This is a genomic window from Candidatus Microthrix parvicella Bio17-1 (assembly GCF_000299415.1).
GTDB classification, from domain to species: Bacteria; Actinomycetota; Acidimicrobiia; order Acidimicrobiales; family Microtrichaceae; genus Microthrix; species Microthrix parvicella.
Genome location: NZ_AMPG01000001.1, coordinates 332,013 through 347,566 on the forward strand (window position 1 = coordinate 332,013; position 15,554 = coordinate 347,566).

Genomic DNA, 15,554 nt, shown 5'->3' on the forward strand with positions numbered 1-15,554 from the left:
TACAGGTGTTTACTGACGGGGAATTCAGACCGCCGGTCGTGCCTCTGACGCAGCACCACATCGCCTCAAAGAGGTCAGGCTTTGAGGGAAAGGCACCAGACCACACAGGACGTCAACATCGACCAACCGAACAAACCGAGTCCAGCACCTAGCTAGAAACAAGTGTTTACTGAGGACGAAACTGGGTTGGCCTGCGCCCCATGAGCGCGTCGGCAACACGTGCGGAGGCCAACCCATCGCCATAGGGCGACGAACACTCTGAACCCACCGCTGCGTCCGCCGGCGAGTCGAGGATCCGTTCGATGCCTCGCTTGATGGCATCAGGGTCGGTGCCGACCAGTTCGACACCCCCGGCTGCCACCCCCTCCGGTCGTTCGGTCTTCTCGCGTAGAACCAGTACCGGCAGACCGAGTGCCGGTGCCTCCTCCTGAAGCCCCCCAGAATCGGTCACGACCATCCGGCCGGCGCTCAGCAGCGCCACCATCGTGCGGTAGTCAAGAGGTTCCACCAAGGCCACGCCAGGAATGTTTGAGAGCCGATCTCGAACCGCTTCGGACACCACCGGGTTTGGGTGCACCGGCACCACGACGCACAGTTCGTCAGCACGAGCGGCCGCAACCTCGGCCACCGCATCCAGCGCCCGCCTCATCGGCCGGCCTTGGGACTCGCGCCGGTGACAGGTCAGCAGAACGAGCGTACGGTTCGTCGGAAGCCCCAGGTGGTCCAACTCGGTGCCGTCAAGACGTTTACGCATCCACCAAAGCGCGTCAATCACGGTATTGCCCACCACCGGCGCATCGACCGCGGCCACACCCTCATGGAGCAGGTGCGCCTGTGCCTCAGGTGTGGGGGCCAAGTGCAGCCGAGCGACTGCGGTGATTGCTTTTCGGTGGTGCTCCTCGGGGAACGGGTGGTTGACGTCGCCCGAACGAAGCCCGGCCTCGAGGTGAGCGACCGGCACGTTGTGGGCCATCCCGGCCAAGGCTCCCGCCAGAGCCGAGGTGGTATCGCCCTGCACCAACACCCAATCGAACTCGCCGACACCGATCTCTGCGCCCAGCTCTGCCACGCCCGCCGCCAAGAGGCCGGTCGGACCGTTCGCGGGCTGCCCGATCCTCAGTTGCCGGTCGGGAACCACGCCAAACATGGACAGCGCCTCCTGCGCCATCTCAAGGTGCTGCCCGGTGGAGAACACCACCGGGTCCGCACCGCGCTGTTCGCGCAGCACGTGCACAACTGGAGCGAGCTTGATCGCCTCTGGACGGGTACCAACCACGACTGCCACGCGCACGGACACCGTCAGGGTCTACCCACAGGTCCGAATCTTGAGGAACGCTGCCATTTGAGCCCGCGTGACGTTCTGGTTGGGAGAGAACTGCCCGGGACCCGTGCCGGCGGTGATGCCGGCCCGCACCAACCAGGCGACCGCCTGGTTGTAGTAGGCACCCTCATACACATCGTAGAAGTCATGGATGAAGCCGGGATACACCGCGCCCACCAACTTCCAAAGGAACGTGGCCATCTGCGCTCTGCTCACCTTGTTGTTGGGCGAGAAGGTGTCCCAACTGGTTCCTGAGGTGATGTCGTTCTCGACCAGCCACGAGACTGCGTCGTTGTAGTAGCTGTCGGGCGACACATCGCTGAACCCGTGCGAATAAGTTGCCGCCGGCTGCCCGGAGACATTCCAGAGGAACATCGCCATCTGGCCACGGGTCACGGGCGCATTCGGCGAGTACTTACCCGGCCCGGTCCCCGAAGTGATGGCTCGTTGCACCAGCCACAGCACAGAGTTGCGGTACCAGGCAGAGTTGGGGACGTCAGAGAAGGGGTTGCTGTTGGTGATCGAGCACTGCACCGGTTGGAGGTTCCAGTTCAGCGAGACCGCACCGGTAGACCCGGCGTAGCCGCTGACAGCCCAGCGATACGTGACGCCTGCCTTCACCGGCACCAACACCTCACTGGTGTAGCTGGTCGGATCATCATCGTTCTGGGCCCTCGCCACCGCCGCACCTGCGTCGGTCCCGGTGTAGACGCTGAGCACCGTGTCAAAGTTCGACCCGCTGGTGCTCAGGCGAAGGTTGCCGGTGCTGGGAGCCGTCCACGACCACCAGACGGAGGCGAAACCGCGATGCCGGTGCATCGGCTCGCCGGTCTCGCGCGTGGCGCCGTTGGTTGATCCGCCGGTGGCACCGTTGGCCCCCGCCACCACCCACGCGTCAGCAAGGTTGTCGTTGGCCGGCGAGGCCGCGTGCTTCCAGTTCAACTTGATCGCGCCGGTGTTGGCGTTTCTGCCGTCCACGGCAATGCGATACCGCTGGCCTCCCGTCGCCGCAAAGGCCACCTTGCTCCGGCTGCCGGGGGCGGTGTCATCGTTGCTGTTGACCAACGTCAGGGCACCGACGGTATTGCCGGTGTACACCGCCAGGACGGTATCGAATGCCGAGCCAAAGGTATCGATGGTGACCAGACCACTCGAAGGGGCGGTGTAGGTCCACCACACCGAACTTGCCCGCGAACCAGCATGTGTGGGCTCTCCGGTCTCCACGCCGCAACCTGCATTGGAACCCTTGACCGTCCCTCGGTTGCCACCGATCGGATAGCTCGATGCGAACGAGTCTTGAGGAGCGCACCCGGTCGGCACCGTCAGGTAGGCGCTGTTGGTCGGGTTCCAGTACTGAGCCAGGTACGACCCGCTCACCGGGGTGACGTTGAAGTAGTCGTCCCGGCCGCAATCCATGACCCGAGGCCCACCCGCGTCGCACGCGTCGAGGGCGTAATCGCCGTAGCACATGATGTCGGCTCCGCCCAGCTCTCCGTCATCACAGTGCCCGCCGTTGCCGTTTGGCGACCCGCCCTGCACCGCCCCAAAGGTGTGAAACAACTCGTGGAGCGCTGTTCGGGAGCTGCTCCAATCCCAGCAGGACTGATACGTCAGTGCGTAACCGATCTCGGTGTTGTTGAAGTTGTTTGCACTGGGATCCTCGTCTCCCCAATAGGTGGCGGTGCCACAGAGACCTGACACGTTCCAATCCGCATAGGTGAGGTATTTGCGGTTGGGGTTGGTCAATCCGGCTGCGGCCAGAGCCTCAGTTGCTGTATCGAAATCTTTGACCGTCGAAGGCACCTGGACGGTCAGCACGGTTGGTTGGCATGCGCCATCGTGGACGAAGCGGATGCGGCGCTGTCCACCGGTTGCTGCGCCCTCACCTGCCAGAAAGTCGTCGAACCGGGTTGCCCAGCTCCGGATGGACGCCGCATACGCTGCCGAACGGTTGCTGGAGCCGGCTCGATAGGCGTACACCAGCTGCACCCGTTTACCGGACGTGCCATTACCGACGCATGCAATGTCGTCCAGCGCAAGCGCCGACTTTGACGCCGGCAGCGGGACAGCCTCGTTGCCGACCAACTCGGGCGGGATGGGATCTGAGCGGAGACCGTCCTGGGAGTCGGTGACAGGTGAGACCTCACCCTTGGCCGGATTGTCCCCTGGGCCGGTGGCCCCAGCCGTTCCGGCGATGATCGGCTGAGCCACCAAGCCCCCGAGAATCGCCACGAGACCGAGCAAAACCCACACGTTGCGTCGCGGCGCTGCAGCGCCACCCTCACCGACTCTGTTCATCCGAGAATGGTAGTCACCCAGCTGAACAGTTTCACCACGGTTCCGGAACTGGTCTGCTCCTCGACGGAGAGCCACAGACCGCCTACCTGGCGTCCCGGCTGCGCTCGACCAACCTGTACATCCGCTCGATCATCCAATCGGCGACATCCACGGTCTCGGCCAACAGCTGATCCCTGCGCAGCCGAAGCTCGTCCCGTTCGGCTTGGAGACTGTTGGTCATCGCTTCCAACCGTTGCAGGAACGCGTCGCGATGCTCGGGGAGGAACGCTTGGGTCATGCCACGCCGTTCCAGATCAACCAAATACGGCAATCTCCCCGCCCAGGAACTCAGCCGCAGGCTCGGGACACCCAGAATCGCCGCCTCCGCCGCCGTGGTCTGACTATCGCCCACCAGCACCTGAGCCATTGCCACCACATGGCGAAACGAGGCGCCGGACCTGGGCAGCCTGCGTCGCTCAAGATCCACGGGGAGTTGGCGCTCGCTACTGATCCACACCGGTCCCACCGGCGAGAGCAACTCGACCACCCGACGCAGGGTGGGGTCGTCAAGACCGTCCTCACCGTGATCGTGGGTGGCCTCCATCGCCACGGCGCGGACCAGGGTGTAGGGGCGCGACGGATCCGGTCCGGCTCCCCTCACCAGGGTGGCGTCGGGAACGAAACGCTCGGGCCGCAAGGAGGCAGTCTCCTTGAATCCCCGATAGGCCTGGTGCTTTCGTCCATAGTCGACATCACCAGACGCCGGGCTGGTGATCACCGTCGCCGGGATCGCAGCAGCCCAGTACAGTAAGCCGACCGCAGGGCCGTCGTCGGTGTCGAACATGGAGGGAATCCTCATGAGCCTCGCCGCCAGCGCCCCCGACGGGTTTCTCGTCATGACCAGATCCACGCCCTCCCGCCGGATCAGGGAGCACAGCCCACCCACCCGGGTGCTCAGCTCCTTTGCCTCCCGGACCCGGGACCGTGATCCGGCACTGCTCACGACCACCTGGGCGATACCCGCCTCGTCGGCCAAATCAACCAGTACGTCCTTGTGCCGCGTGGCCACCACCGCCCGATCACCCCGACGCTGGACCTCATCGATCATCGGGGCGAAGAAGTGGAAATCGGCTGGATGGACCATGTCGAACAGGAAGGTGTGCCGCACAGCTCGTCGTCGCCTTCGTTGCGGGGGTGGCATGGCGTCTCAAATCACGGGTGGTGCGCCATGATCAGTCTGTCAGGTTCATGAGTCCCCACATTCTGATCGCCGGTTGGGCAGGGGCCGGGAACCTGGGCGATGAACTCATCGCCGCGGCACTTGCCAACCTCCTGCACGAGCGCGGGGCCGTGGCCGGCATGTATTCCGAGGACCCTCCCGCCACCTCGGCACTCCACGGGGTGATCGCATTCCCGACGCGCAGCATTCGGGCGCCGAGGCGCTGGGCCGACGGGTTCATCCTCGGACCCGGCGGATTGTTGCAGGATCAGACCAGCGCCATCAGCTGCGCCGTCCACCTTGGCCGATTTGCCGTGGTTGGCGCAGCGCGACCAACGGCCGGAATCGGGCTGGGTGTCGGCCCGATCAGCCGCTGGCCCTCACGCGCCTCGCTTCGGTTGGCGGCCCGAACCCAACCTCGGTGGATCACACGCGACCGGGCCTCACAGGAGCTACTTGCGACGCTGGGGTTTCGGCACACCGCAGTCGCCCCCGACCTGGCACACCTGGCCCTCGCCAAACCCAACCACCAGCACAGCGAGCACGACGTTCGCCGGGTCGTGCTGGCCCCACGGGGGACCGTCGTCAACCGAAGTGACCGTGCCGCTGAACTCGCTGCTGCGATCACGACGAGTCGCATCCACGAACGAGTGGATGTGGCCCTGCTGGCGATGACGCCGGAGGATGAGGCAGTGGGCGCCGACGCGATCAGCCTGATCGAACAGAGCTCGCGCGATCGGATTCCCAGCATGGTGCGCCCAACGCCGGCCGAGGCCTCGTCGCTGCTTCAACCCGGTGACCACGTCATCTCAGGCCGATTTCATGTGGCGCTGATGGCCAACCACTTCGGCAACGGTTGGAGTGCCATCGACTCCGGTCACAAAATGCGGAGCTACGCGCACGACAGCGGTGTGTCCACCTACCCCGAGACCGAAGCAGGGCTCACCAAGGCACTGGAATCGGTGCCGTCGCACCACAGATTGCGCCCCCAACCTCCAACCGAACGTGAATACGAGCCTCTCTATTCAGCGCTCGAGCAGCTCATCAGTCAAGCGAGGCGGGCATCGGGTTGACATCCTCCCCGAGTTCGGGTGGGGCATCGGGCAGGCCCGCCTCAGAGTGGGAGGGGTGACGGCGACCCCACAGCGACCAGGTCAGTACCGGAACAGCGGCAACCAGGCTCACCACCCGCTCGATGGCTGCGGCAAGAAACAGGAGCGACGCGTCGGCCTCAATGACCTTAGCCGTCACGCCGATCAGCGCTTCCCGCGCCCCGATTCCTGACGGAAAGATTCCCAGAGCTGCCGCAGCCGGCGACGTGAACGCCATCGAGAACGCACCTGCGGCATCGAGCGTGGCACCGATCAGCACCGCCACCGCCCAGAACCGGATCGCACCAAGCATGACGGTCGCCACCTCAACCAGCGCCAGCCATCCCAAGTCACCAAGTCGATCCGTTGTCGTCGGGCGCATCGACCATCCGGCGACCCACAACACGCCTCCGCCCGCCGCCATTGCCAAACCCAGCCACCATCTTCCTGCTGCGGCCACAAAACTCAGTCCGGAGACAACCAGGCCGGCCGCAAGCCACCAAATGGCGGTCATCAGCTGGGCCCGAACCGCCATCCGCTGGGATGCTCCACGCGTTGCGAGGACCCGATGACGCAGGATGGGTCCACCCGGGACCGGCAACATGTTGGCGACGCTGGCCTGGCCCACGTAACGAGCGGTCTCCGACCAGCCCAGGTGGACCCCCACCATCGACGCCTGCAGTTTGAACTCGGCACCGTTGAGTGCCAGCACCAGCGGCATCATGAGGACGCCAACTCCAAGGAGCGCCCACGTGGGCAGACCATCCAGATCAGCTGACCGCCATGCACCCCAGCTCACGGTGATGACCAGGGCGGTCCCCGCGATGGCCGCCAGCGGCCGCAGATAGGGAACATTGGAGGCCCGTGCCGGCAGACCGCCAACAACGGTGACCAACCGCACCACAGCGCGCCGCGTTCGGGCGATCCGTGCCTGACCCATGTCCGGCACGCTAAGCGATCCGGTCGGACGCCAAAGGATCGATCGTCGATCAGCCGTCAACCGCAACCCCACGAGCCTGGGTTCCGGCGCGTTTCACCACCCCACCGGAGGGGGCTCAGGGCGTATCGGTGCGGAACTCGGCGGTCTCATCTCGACAGGTAAGCTCGACCGGTGGCCCCACCCTTGTCTTCATCGCCGGCCGAGCTGGATGTCACCGTCGTACTCCCCGTCCACAACGAGGCCGGCCATCTTGACGCCGAACTCGCTCGAATTCGAACGAGCCTGGAGGCGAGCGGGTACTCGTGGGAGATCATCGTTGTCGATGACGCATCCACTGACGGCTCGGTCGACAACCTGGTGCCCGGCAACGGCATCCGGCTGATTCGCCAACGGGTCAACCAAGGCTCGGGCGGTTCGCGCCGGGTGGGAACGGAGGCGGCCCGGGGCGCCGTCGTCGTTTGGACCGATGCCGACATGACCTACCCCAACGACCGGATCGCCGAGTTGGTTGGCCAACTTGAAGGCGCCGACCAGGTCGTGGGCGCTCGAACCACCGAGGAGGGCACTCACAAGGTGCTTCGCACGGCGGCCAAGTGGCTGATCCGGAGGCTGGCGCAGTACCTCGCCAGCACCAGGATCCCCGACCTCAACTCCGGTTATCGCGCGTTTCGACGCGACGTCGCCTGGCAATACACCCACCTGCTCCCCAAAGGTTTCTCCTGCGTCACCACGTTGACGATGGCATTCCTCACCAATGGCTATACCGTTCGCTACGTTGAGATCGAGTACCGGGAGCGCGCAGGCGAATCGAAGTTTCATTGGTACCGGGACACGCGCCGGTATGCGGTTCAGGTCGTTCGGATGGCCCTGTCGTGGGAACCCCTCCGTCTGTTCCTGCCAACCTCGCTGCTGATCCTCCTTGCGACCGCCATCAAGGTGCTCACCGACTTCGGTTTCGGCGCACCACAGCTGGCGGTGTCGACGATGTTGATGGCCACGTTCGGAGGACTCCTCCTGGCAATCGGCTTCTTGGCCGACCTGGTGGTCCGAACCAGTAAGGCGCCCTCGCGCGTGCTCCCCGCCTACGTCGTTGAGGTGCCCGAGCCGGACGCTGAGCGAGGCGGCACTTGATCGAGGACTCCCAACAAGTGGACGGTCCAGTGGCGGGCCTCCGATACCTGCTCCGTCCACGTTGGGGCCTGCTCGTCGCCCTGCTCACAGTGGTGTTCGCAGTGGGGTACGTCGGGTTCGTCGCCCTTCAGGTTCCGGGACTCGGCGTGGACGAGTCAGCCCACATCACCCATGCCGAGCGGCTTCGCCAAGGCCACCTCGCCTCCCACGACGACGTCATGTCGCCGGGAATGACCTCGGCGTGGCGTTGCGAGCGCTATCGCCTGCTTGGGAGTACGGCCGACCCGGGGTATCCGATCGGTTCTCGAAAAGAGTGTCTCAGCGCGGAGTTCATCAGCGAGTTCGATTTGCAGTCCCCGTCCCACCAGGCCCAACACACGCCGATCTACTACCTGCCGCTGGCCCTCAGCGCCAAGGTGGTCGACAAGGTGACCAACCTCGATCCGTTCGTGGACACGTACCGGGTCGCCGGCCTCATCTTCACCGTGCTCACGGTGGGTTCGCTGCTGTGGCTGGCCCGCGCGCTCAAGGTCTCGCCATGGGTCGCCGCCGCCGGGGCACTGGCCATCGTGGGGGCCTCCAACTTCACGATGTCGCACGCCTTCATCAACAACGACGCACTGGCCATCCCCGGAGGGGTGGCGCTGTTGTTGACCGCCCGGCGGGTACTGGGCAACCGGTCACCGGCGCTGCTGTTGTTCCCAGTGGCGTTCGCGGTTGCGCTGGCCAAACCCACCTTCATCGCAGCTCACGTCGCAACCGTCCTGTATCTGCTCCAGGCGCTCGAACCGTCTGACCTGCGTTGGCGCGACCTGAACCGAACCTCGACGAAGGCCCAGTGGAGCAAACAGGTGCGATCGACCGCGGGTCGGCTCCGTCCAACCTTCTTTGTGGGGGCCGGACTCGTCGCTGCGACGATCGCCTTCCAACTCTGGCTCCAGTTCGCGGTTCGGGGAACCAGGTCGGAGTTCGCCTCGTTTTACAAGAGCCGTCTTTTCCAAGCCGACTTCCTCAAGGGCGCCCTCAACTCACTGCACAACCCGCTGTCGTTGGAGGGGCCGGTCAGCTGGATCGACCCGTCCTATGGCCTGGTGGCGATGTCGGTGCTGGAGGCGGCCATGTTTGTTGGCACCATCGTTGTGGCCCTCGGCCTGTACCGCAAGGGACGCCGAGACGCGACCCTGCTCGGCCGCAGCGCCGTGGGCGCCATGTACCTCGGCAGCCTGTTGCTGTTCGCCACGGCCGCGGCGCGGGGCGGCGCCGTCCTGTCGACCAACACCCGCTACCTGCTGCCGGTCGTTCCCTTTATGTTCGGCGCCGTGATGCTGACCACCGACGACCTGTGGAACCGTTTCGTGCCACGGCTTCCAAAGGCGACCCTTGCCGGTGTTGTCATCCTGGCTCTTGGGGTGCAGGCCGTCGCCATCGATGCCACGCCGAACCCCCGGAACAACAACAGTTGGACTCGACGGCAAGCAGGAGTGGTCGCTTCGTTCGTCAACGAGGACCTCGCCAAGCCAGGCGGTTGCGTGGAGCCAGGCGACACGGTGATGACCATCCCTTATATGCCCATGCTGTATCAGATGGCCCCGGGGATCCGGCGGCCCGACCGAGCTGACGCCTACTGGGAGCCCACGATGTCCCAGAAGTCCCATCAGGAAGCGTTCAAGGACCTTGCCGATTCCGATGTCGACGTGGTGATCGTGACCGATTACCTGCGCATTGGTTATGAACGCACTGCGGCGGCACGCGTCGTGGCCGAATGGACCGGCTGCGCCGCATGGCAGCCTCAGGATCTTGGGCCGGTCCACCGTCCCTACCAGGTGTTCGTGCGCCCTTGACGGTGATGTCCTCAACCCGACGTCGATCCTTCGAATCGGTGCTTGCCGTGATCGGCGTGTCGATTCCGTTTCTCGTCTACTTCTCCGCCCCCCGGTTCGCGGACGAAATGCGGGATCCGTACACCATGACCGTGCGATATGGCCTGAACCCCATCAAGATCGTCATGGGCAACCTCAAGGACATCCGCCCATTCCTCGACCTCGGCAATATCCGACCGCTGGGCCGAATCGCGTACTCGTTCGAATTTGTGTACTCGAAAGCCATCGCCGACACGCTCGCGGTGCCGTTGCCCACCATCCACGCCGTGGTCAGAACGGCAGCGCTGTGGGCGGCGGTGGCTGCGGTCGTCGTCCTCTGGCGGGCGGTCGAAACCAGCGGCCGACACCTCCGACCGCAGTTGACCCGTTCGATCGGCCTCGTGGCCTGCGCCGCCGCTGTTGCGACCCTTGCAACATGGAGCTACCAACCCCTCGTCTTCTTCCCGACCCAGGGCCTGTTGAGCGTCGCGTTGGTCTGCCTTGCCAGTGCCTTCACCCTCCGCTTTTCAAACCAGGGCGGATGGAGGCTCGCCGGGTGCTGTGCGTCGCTCGGCGCAGTATGCGCATGCTTCTACGACCTGGCCTACGTGGTGGTGGTCGCTGTGCCGGTATCCATCGTGGGCCTGCGGGTGCTCCAGAAACGAAGCGGGCTTCTTCGCGCATCATGGTCATCCTGCATTCCGCTCATCGCAGGTTTTTCATTGGTGTTCCTCCCCATTCGTGTGATGATCGCCCGGGCCTGCGCCGAGCAGGCCTGCTATTCCGGGTCGGAGTTGGCGGTGACGGGGCGGGCGGCACCCACCCTGGCGGGACGGTTGCTGTCGGCAGTGCCGCAGTCGTATTGGTCGATGGGGTGGGAGCAACCAACGGTCGCCGGCGCGCTCGTGGCCATTGCGGTTGGCGGCGGCGTCGGGCTCGCTGCGATGTGGGCCACCCGCCAAGAGCACGATGGTGTGGAACCCGGGGTCGAGGCCGAACACGGGATCGAAGATGGGGCCGATCGTGGGGCCGACCTCGCCGGCGCCGACGAGGTCTCGGCGCCCCCAGCACCGGGCCCCTCGATCGTGGTCACGGTGGTGATGCTCACGGCATGGGCGGCCGCCGCATCGATGAGTGCACTGAGCGTCAGCCAGCAACGGATCGGTTTCGACCCTCAGACACCATGGCGGGATGGAATCTTCGGGTTTCTCGCCATCGCCACTCTGCTGTGGGCGCTCATCGAGCACGTTTCGAGAAGCGGCTCAGGACAGGCACTCAGGGCCGCCGTCGCCGCAGTGGCGTTGCTCGCCGGTGTGCAGTTCGCTCTCAACACCGGAACCATTGCGCAGACACGAAGCATCAGCCCGAACATGCTGTACGGCCGCATCGACGACCTGTTCGCCTCGCCACCCGACGAGGACCAAACCTGCGACCTGGCAAACGACCTGTACGACCTTGCGCAACAACCAGGGCAGCGCTACTACACAACGGCGCTGCTCGAATCGTTGAAGCGACTCAGGCCGCTCGAAGAATGCCCCGCGTATTGGTATCCGTTGCCGCTCGAGGAATGGCACCGGCGCCAACTGGGTGATCTCGACCAGGGGTAGTGCGAGAAACCGCTCAGGCGGCGCGTCGGGCCTTACGTGCCGCCTTGGCCTCGGCCTTGGTCAGCAGGCGGAGCTTTGCCCGGTCGATCTGGCCGACGTTGACGCTGTTGGTGAACAGCACATTGAAGCGGATCCAGGTGAATCCGGTGACCATCAACACCTTGCCCAACGTACCGGCGGGGACTCCCGGCAGGTCCTCGATCAGCTCGACGATGTCGTTCTTGGTGATGTCGCGGGCTTCGTCGGCCGGGGTGATGATTCTGGGGGCTGCCACGGATGCTCCGCTCGGTCTCGGGGTCAGGTCGACTCGCTCAGAGCCGCTCCAACTGTAGCCATCGAGCCACGCCCGCTTCGAAGCGGTGGTCGCCATCGCCCGGACGGCACCACCGACGCTGTGAACAGGTCGAACCCGGTCGGTCGGCTAAAACGGCTCGAAATGCTCGTGGTGGCGATCGTCGCCGGCGACCTTCTCGAGGACGCACAGGTTCTCCGCCCGGGCCCGGAAACCCGATCGATCGCGCCCGAGGGTGGAGGTTCGAAGACGCTTCGCCACCTTGTACGCCCGAAGCGGCAACCCAAGCTGAGACACCGAGTCCACCGGAACCAGCCGGTAATTGCGGTTCTGGCGAATGAACCCCGCAACCTTGCGAAGGCTGGGCATCCACAGGTCATGCAGAGCGACCGCGCCGCCAACACGCAGCATGCGATCGACGTAGAAGAAGTCGATCAGCGCCGAGTCGAACAGGTGCCGACCATCGATGAAGGCAAAGTCCAGCTTGGTCTTGGCCTCCACCAGTTTGGGAAGGCGCAACTCCGACGACTCGACGTAGGTGTCGACCACGTTGTTCAGCCCGGCTCGCTCGACGTTGAGCATGCCGATCGAGTGGTACCCGCTGTGCTGCCGTGGATCGATGGCGATGTGATGGCCGCCTTCCACCCTGGCCGCTGCGTCCGCCAGCCACAGGGTGGACACGCCGTAGGCCATCCCGGTCTCCAGGCTCTGGGAGTAGCCACGCTGCACCATGAAATCTCGAAGCGCCCGGCCCTCGACCTCCAGGATGGACATGGGTCGAATCGGGTACTCGGTCCCTTCGGCATCGGTCACGACACCGCTGCGGTGAATGGCCATCACCGTTGATTTGCCGCTCACCGTCGATTCGCCGCTCATGACGTGCTCGGCTCATGGGGCAGGCCAAGCACCCGCTCCCCCAGGATGTTGCGTTGCACCTCGCCGGTGCCACCCCCCACCGTGAGCGCCCGGGCAAACAGGTATCCGTAGTGCCACAGCGCCACCGACCGGCCAAGCGGGCCGCCGTCGGTGAGCATGCCGGCCGGACCGGCAAGGTCTTTAGCCAACTCCATCACCGCCTGGCCGTGTTCATCGGCCACCACCTTACGCACCGACGCCTCCGGCCCCGGGCTCTTCCCGGCCACCACCGCCGAGATCGTCCGCATACGAATGAGGCGCAGCACCTCACCCTCGATCCAGGTTTGGGCCAGGCGCTGGCGCATCACCGGGTCGACGACGCCGCCGGCCGCCCGGACCTCGTCGAAAAGCGTCTCGGTGTGCGGCCCCTGGCCCCACAGCACGCCGCCGGACGACAGCGACACGCGCTCGTTGGCCAGCGTGATCTTTGCCAACGACCAGCCCTGGCCGACGTCCCCCACCCGGTAGGCGTCGGGCAAACGCACGTCGGTGAAAAAGACCTCGTTGAAGGTATGGGCGCCGGTCATCTCGATCAGCGGGCGGATCTCGATACCTTCAGCGTCCATCGGGCAGACGAAGTAGGTGATGCCACTGTGTTTGGAATCGCCGCCGTCGGAGTCACGCGCGGCTTCGACCGACGGCCCGGTGCGGGCGATCAGGATGCCCCAACGGGCATGGTGGGCCAGGCTGGTCCACACCTTCTGACCATTCACCACCCACTCGTCGCCGTCACGCTCGGCCACGGTGCTGATCGCCGCCAAATCCGATCCTGCACCCGGCTCGGAGAACAGCTGACACCACAGGTCCTCTCCGGACACGAGCCCGTGGAGCCACCGCTGCTGCTGCTCCTCGGTGCCGGCCTCGATCAGGGTCGGCCCGGCCCAACCCAGCCCGATGGGGTTGGGGGGACGCCTCACCCCGGCTGACCGGAACTCCTCGTCGATGATCAACTGATGGATCGGGTCGGCGCCCAGGCCCCAGGGTCGAGGCCAGTGCGGCACCATGTAGCCGGCATCGCCCAGTTGAGGCCCGGAGGGCGCAGGGTGCTCGGCCAGGAATGCACGCACCGCCTGGCGCCGAGGGTCGTCCTTCCCCGGGAGGTTGAAGTCCATCAGCCAAACCGTAGCCCGGGGCCCGACGTCGGACGCGGGTGGGCGAACACCCCGTGATGCCCTTCGTCGGGGCACCGCATCCCGGCGGCCGCCACTCTTGGCCTCCTCCCTGCGCCCCTATGCTGAGAGAATCGAAGGAGCTCGACACGTTGGGGGACAGCATGGCCGGATGGAACTTTGCCGAGTTGTGGGAACGGATTGCATCAAAACAACCGGATGCCGAGGCCCAGGTCCAAGGCGACCGCCGAATCAGCTGGAGCGAGTTCGACCGACGTGCCGATGGGCTGGCCCGTCACCTGCTGGACCAAGGGGCCCAGCACCAGGACAAGGTCGCCGTTTATCTGTACAACTGCCCGGAGTATCTAGAAACCACGTTTGCGTGTTACAAGGCCGGGCTGGTTCCGGTGAACACCAACTACCGGTACGTCGAGGACGAGCTCGCCTACCTTTGGGACAACGCCGATGCCGTCGCCATCGTGTTTCACGGCTGTTTCACCGACCGCGTCGCAGCGGTACGCAACCGCGTTCCCACCGCACGGACCTGGCTGTGGGTGGACGACGGCTCGGGCCCCTGCCCCGATTGGGCGTTTCCCTACGAGGTGGCGGCGGCAACCGAAACCGATGGCCACACCGTGGCCCCCTGGGGGCGCAGCGGGGACGACATTCTGATGATCTACACCGGTGGCACCACCGGCATGCCCAAGGGCACCATGTGGCGCCAGGACGACCTGATCCGCGCCCTGTGCGCCACCGGTAACCCGGTTTTGGGCGAGGAGTGCGAGACCGCCGGATACGACGCCGCGCTGGAGACGATCGGCGCCTCCGCGGCTCCCGGGCTGCCGGCCTGCCCGCTGATGCACGGCACCGGCTGGTTCACCGCCAACATGTACCTGACCAATGGCGGGTCGGTGGTGTGCCTTCCCAGCCGACATCTGGACATCCCCGAGCTGCTCGACGTCGTCGAGCAGGAGAAGATCGCCGCAGTCACCATCGTCGGTGATGCGTTCGCCAAGCCGATTGTGGCCGCGCTGGACGCCGAGCCGGATCGTTGGGACATCAGCTCGATCGTGCTGATCACCTCGTCGGGGGTGATGTGGTCGGAGTCGGCCAAGTTGGGTCTGCTGGCACATCACCCGAACATGATGCTGATCGACAGCTTCAGCTCATCGGAGGCCATCGGGCTGGGCCAGTCGGTCTCCGCCGGCGACTCAGCCGCCGACACAGCCTCGTTTGCACTCGGGGTGGCCGCCCGAGTGGTCCGTGACGACGGTAGCGACGTAGAACCAGGTTCGGGAGAGCGGGGCCGAGTGGCCGTCGGCGGCCACGTGCCGATCGGCTACTACAAGGACCCCGAAAAGTCGGCCTCAACGTTCATCCAAATCGACGGAAAGAGCTACAGCTGCCCAGGTGACTGGGCCACCGTGGAGGCGGACGGGTCGATCACCCTGCTGGGCCGCGGGTCGGTGTGCATCAACACGGCGGGCGAGAAGGTGTTTCCCGAAGAGGTGGAGGAGGCGCTGAAGACCCATGCCAGCGTGTACGACGCCGTGGTCGTTGGCGTGCCCGACGACCGCTTCGGCGAGACGATCGCCGCCGTTGTTCAACCAACCGAAGGCAGCTCGATCGACGCCGACGAGTTGGTGGCGCACACCAAACACTCGCTGGCCGGTTACAAGGCCCCCCGCACGGTGCTGGTGGTGGACAGTATCGGCAGAGCGCCCAACGCAAAGGTGGATTACAAGCGTTGGAAGTCCTACGCCGCTGAGCACGTCGGGGCCTGAACCCCACTC

At 65.3% G+C, this 15,554-nt stretch carries 12 protein-coding genes; 5 read left to right on the forward strand and 7 right to left on the reverse strand.

What is annotated here, in order from left to right; all coding sequences use genetic code 11:
• Positions 1–166: 166 nt before the first annotated feature.
• The 3 genes from wecB to MPARV_RS0101625 form a co-directional block, all read right to left on the reverse strand.
• Positions 167–1,297: a non-hydrolyzing UDP-N-acetylglucosamine 2-epimerase gene (gene wecB, locus MPARV_RS0101615; RefSeq protein WP_031277007.1), complete on the reverse strand. Its 1,131-nt coding sequence runs from the start codon at positions 1,295–1,297 to the stop codon at positions 167–169.
• 9 nt (positions 1,298–1,306) lie between these two features.
• Positions 1,307–3,619, reverse strand: a complete 2,313-nt coding sequence (locus MPARV_RS21990) for an S-layer homology domain-containing protein (protein ID WP_020376993.1) — start codon at positions 3,617–3,619, stop codon at positions 1,307–1,309.
• 82 nt (positions 3,620–3,701) lie between these two features.
• On the reverse strand, positions 3,702–4,766 hold the full coding sequence (locus MPARV_RS0101625) for a hypothetical protein (RefSeq protein WP_020376994.1): 1,065 nt from the start codon (positions 4,764–4,766) through the stop codon (positions 3,702–3,704).
• 80 nt (positions 4,767–4,846) lie between these two features.
• Here MPARV_RS0101625 and MPARV_RS0101630 point away from each other — a divergent pair, with 80 nt between their 5' ends.
• Positions 4,847–5,890 (forward strand): polysaccharide pyruvyl transferase family protein, encoded by a 1,044-nt coding sequence (locus MPARV_RS0101630; protein ID WP_020376995.1) that lies wholly within the window; start codon positions 4,847–4,849, stop codon positions 5,888–5,890.
• Here the strand turns inward: MPARV_RS0101630 and MPARV_RS0101635 are convergent.
• Positions 5,862–6,848, reverse strand: coding sequence for a hypothetical protein (locus tag MPARV_RS0101635; RefSeq protein WP_157789413.1), 987 nt, complete (start codon positions 6,846–6,848; stop codon positions 5,862–5,864). The two genes, MPARV_RS0101630 and MPARV_RS0101635, sit on opposite strands and share 29 nt — an antisense overlap.
• Positions 6,849–7,019: 171 nt before the next feature.
• Between MPARV_RS0101635 and MPARV_RS0101640 the strand changes: the two genes are divergently transcribed.
• From MPARV_RS0101640 to MPARV_RS0101650, 3 genes are read left to right on the forward strand one after another with little or no spacing between them, the layout of a single operon-like run.
• Positions 7,020–7,979 carry a glycosyltransferase family 2 protein gene (locus tag MPARV_RS0101640; protein ID WP_020376997.1) on the forward strand — a complete coding sequence of 320 codons (960 nt, stop codon included), beginning with the start codon at positions 7,020–7,022 and terminating at the stop codon, positions 7,977–7,979.
• A 29-nt stretch (positions 7,980–8,008) separates the two neighbouring features.
• Positions 8,009–9,820 (forward strand): glycosyltransferase family protein, encoded by a 1,812-nt coding sequence (locus tag MPARV_RS0101645; RefSeq protein ID WP_157789414.1) that lies wholly within the window; start codon positions 8,009–8,011, stop codon positions 9,818–9,820.
• Between the two features lie 5 nt (positions 9,821–9,825).
• Positions 9,826–11,445 carry a hypothetical protein gene (locus tag MPARV_RS0101650; RefSeq protein WP_020376999.1) on the forward strand — a complete coding sequence of 540 codons (1,620 nt, stop codon included), beginning with the start codon at positions 9,826–9,828 and terminating at the stop codon, positions 11,443–11,445.
• A 13-nt stretch (positions 11,446–11,458) separates the two neighbouring features.
• Here the strand turns inward: MPARV_RS0101650 and MPARV_RS0101655 are convergent, their stop codons facing one another.
• The 3 genes from MPARV_RS0101655 to MPARV_RS0101665 all read right to left on the reverse strand — a co-directional run bounded on the left by MPARV_RS0101655 (position 11,459) and on the right by MPARV_RS0101665 (position 13,764).
• Positions 11,459–11,719, reverse strand: a complete 261-nt coding sequence (locus MPARV_RS0101655) for a hypothetical protein (protein WP_157789415.1) — start codon at positions 11,717–11,719, stop codon at positions 11,459–11,461.
• A 147-nt stretch (positions 11,720–11,866) separates the two neighbouring features.
• Complete coding sequence (locus MPARV_RS0101660) at positions 11,867–12,613, reverse strand: class I SAM-dependent methyltransferase (RefSeq protein WP_012230677.1); 747 nt, start codon at positions 12,611–12,613, stop codon at positions 11,867–11,869.
• Positions 12,610–13,764: an acyl-CoA dehydrogenase family protein gene (locus tag MPARV_RS0101665; protein ID WP_012230676.1), complete on the reverse strand. Its 1,155-nt coding sequence runs from the start codon at positions 13,762–13,764 to the stop codon at positions 12,610–12,612. Before MPARV_RS0101665 ends, MPARV_RS0101660 begins: the two co-directional genes overlap by 4 nt.
• Before the next feature lie 119 nt (positions 13,765–13,883).
• Here MPARV_RS0101665 and MPARV_RS0101670 point away from each other — a divergent pair, with 119 nt between their 5' ends.
• On the forward strand, positions 13,884–15,545 hold the full coding sequence (locus tag MPARV_RS0101670) for an acyl-CoA synthetase (protein ID WP_012230675.1): 1,662 nt from the start codon (positions 13,884–13,886) through the stop codon (positions 15,543–15,545).
• Positions 15,546–15,554 lie beyond the last annotated feature (9 nt).

What these genes read in the sequence shown, in the direction of transcription:
- MPARV_RS21990 (WP_020376993.1), bottom strand. Translation starts at nt 3,619, where the DNA reads ATGAACAGAGTCGGTGAGGGTGGCGCTGCAGCGCCGCGACGCAACGTG.
- MPARV_RS0101630 (WP_020376995.1), top strand. Translation starts at nt 4,847, where the DNA reads ATGAGTCCCCACATTCTGATCGCCGGTTGGGCAGGGGCCGGGAACCTG.
- MPARV_RS0101635 (WP_157789413.1), bottom strand. Translation starts at nt 6,848, where the DNA reads ATGGGTCAGGCACGGATCGCCCGAACGCGGCGCGCTGTGGTGCGGTTG.
- MPARV_RS0101650 (WP_020376999.1), top strand. Translation starts at nt 9,826, where the DNA reads ATGTCCTCAACCCGACGTCGATCCTTCGAATCGGTGCTTGCCGTGATC.
- MPARV_RS0101660 (WP_012230677.1), bottom strand. Translation starts at nt 12,613, where the DNA reads ATGAGCGGCGAATCGACGGTGAGCGGCAAATCAACGGTGATGGCCATT.
- MPARV_RS0101665 (WP_012230676.1), bottom strand. Translation starts at nt 13,764, where the DNA reads ATGGACTTCAACCTCCCGGGGAAGGACGACCCTCGGCGCCAGGCGGTG.
- MPARV_RS0101670 (WP_012230675.1), top strand. Translation starts at nt 13,884, where the DNA reads ATGCTGAGAGAATCGAAGGAGCTCGACACGTTGGGGGACAGCATGGCC.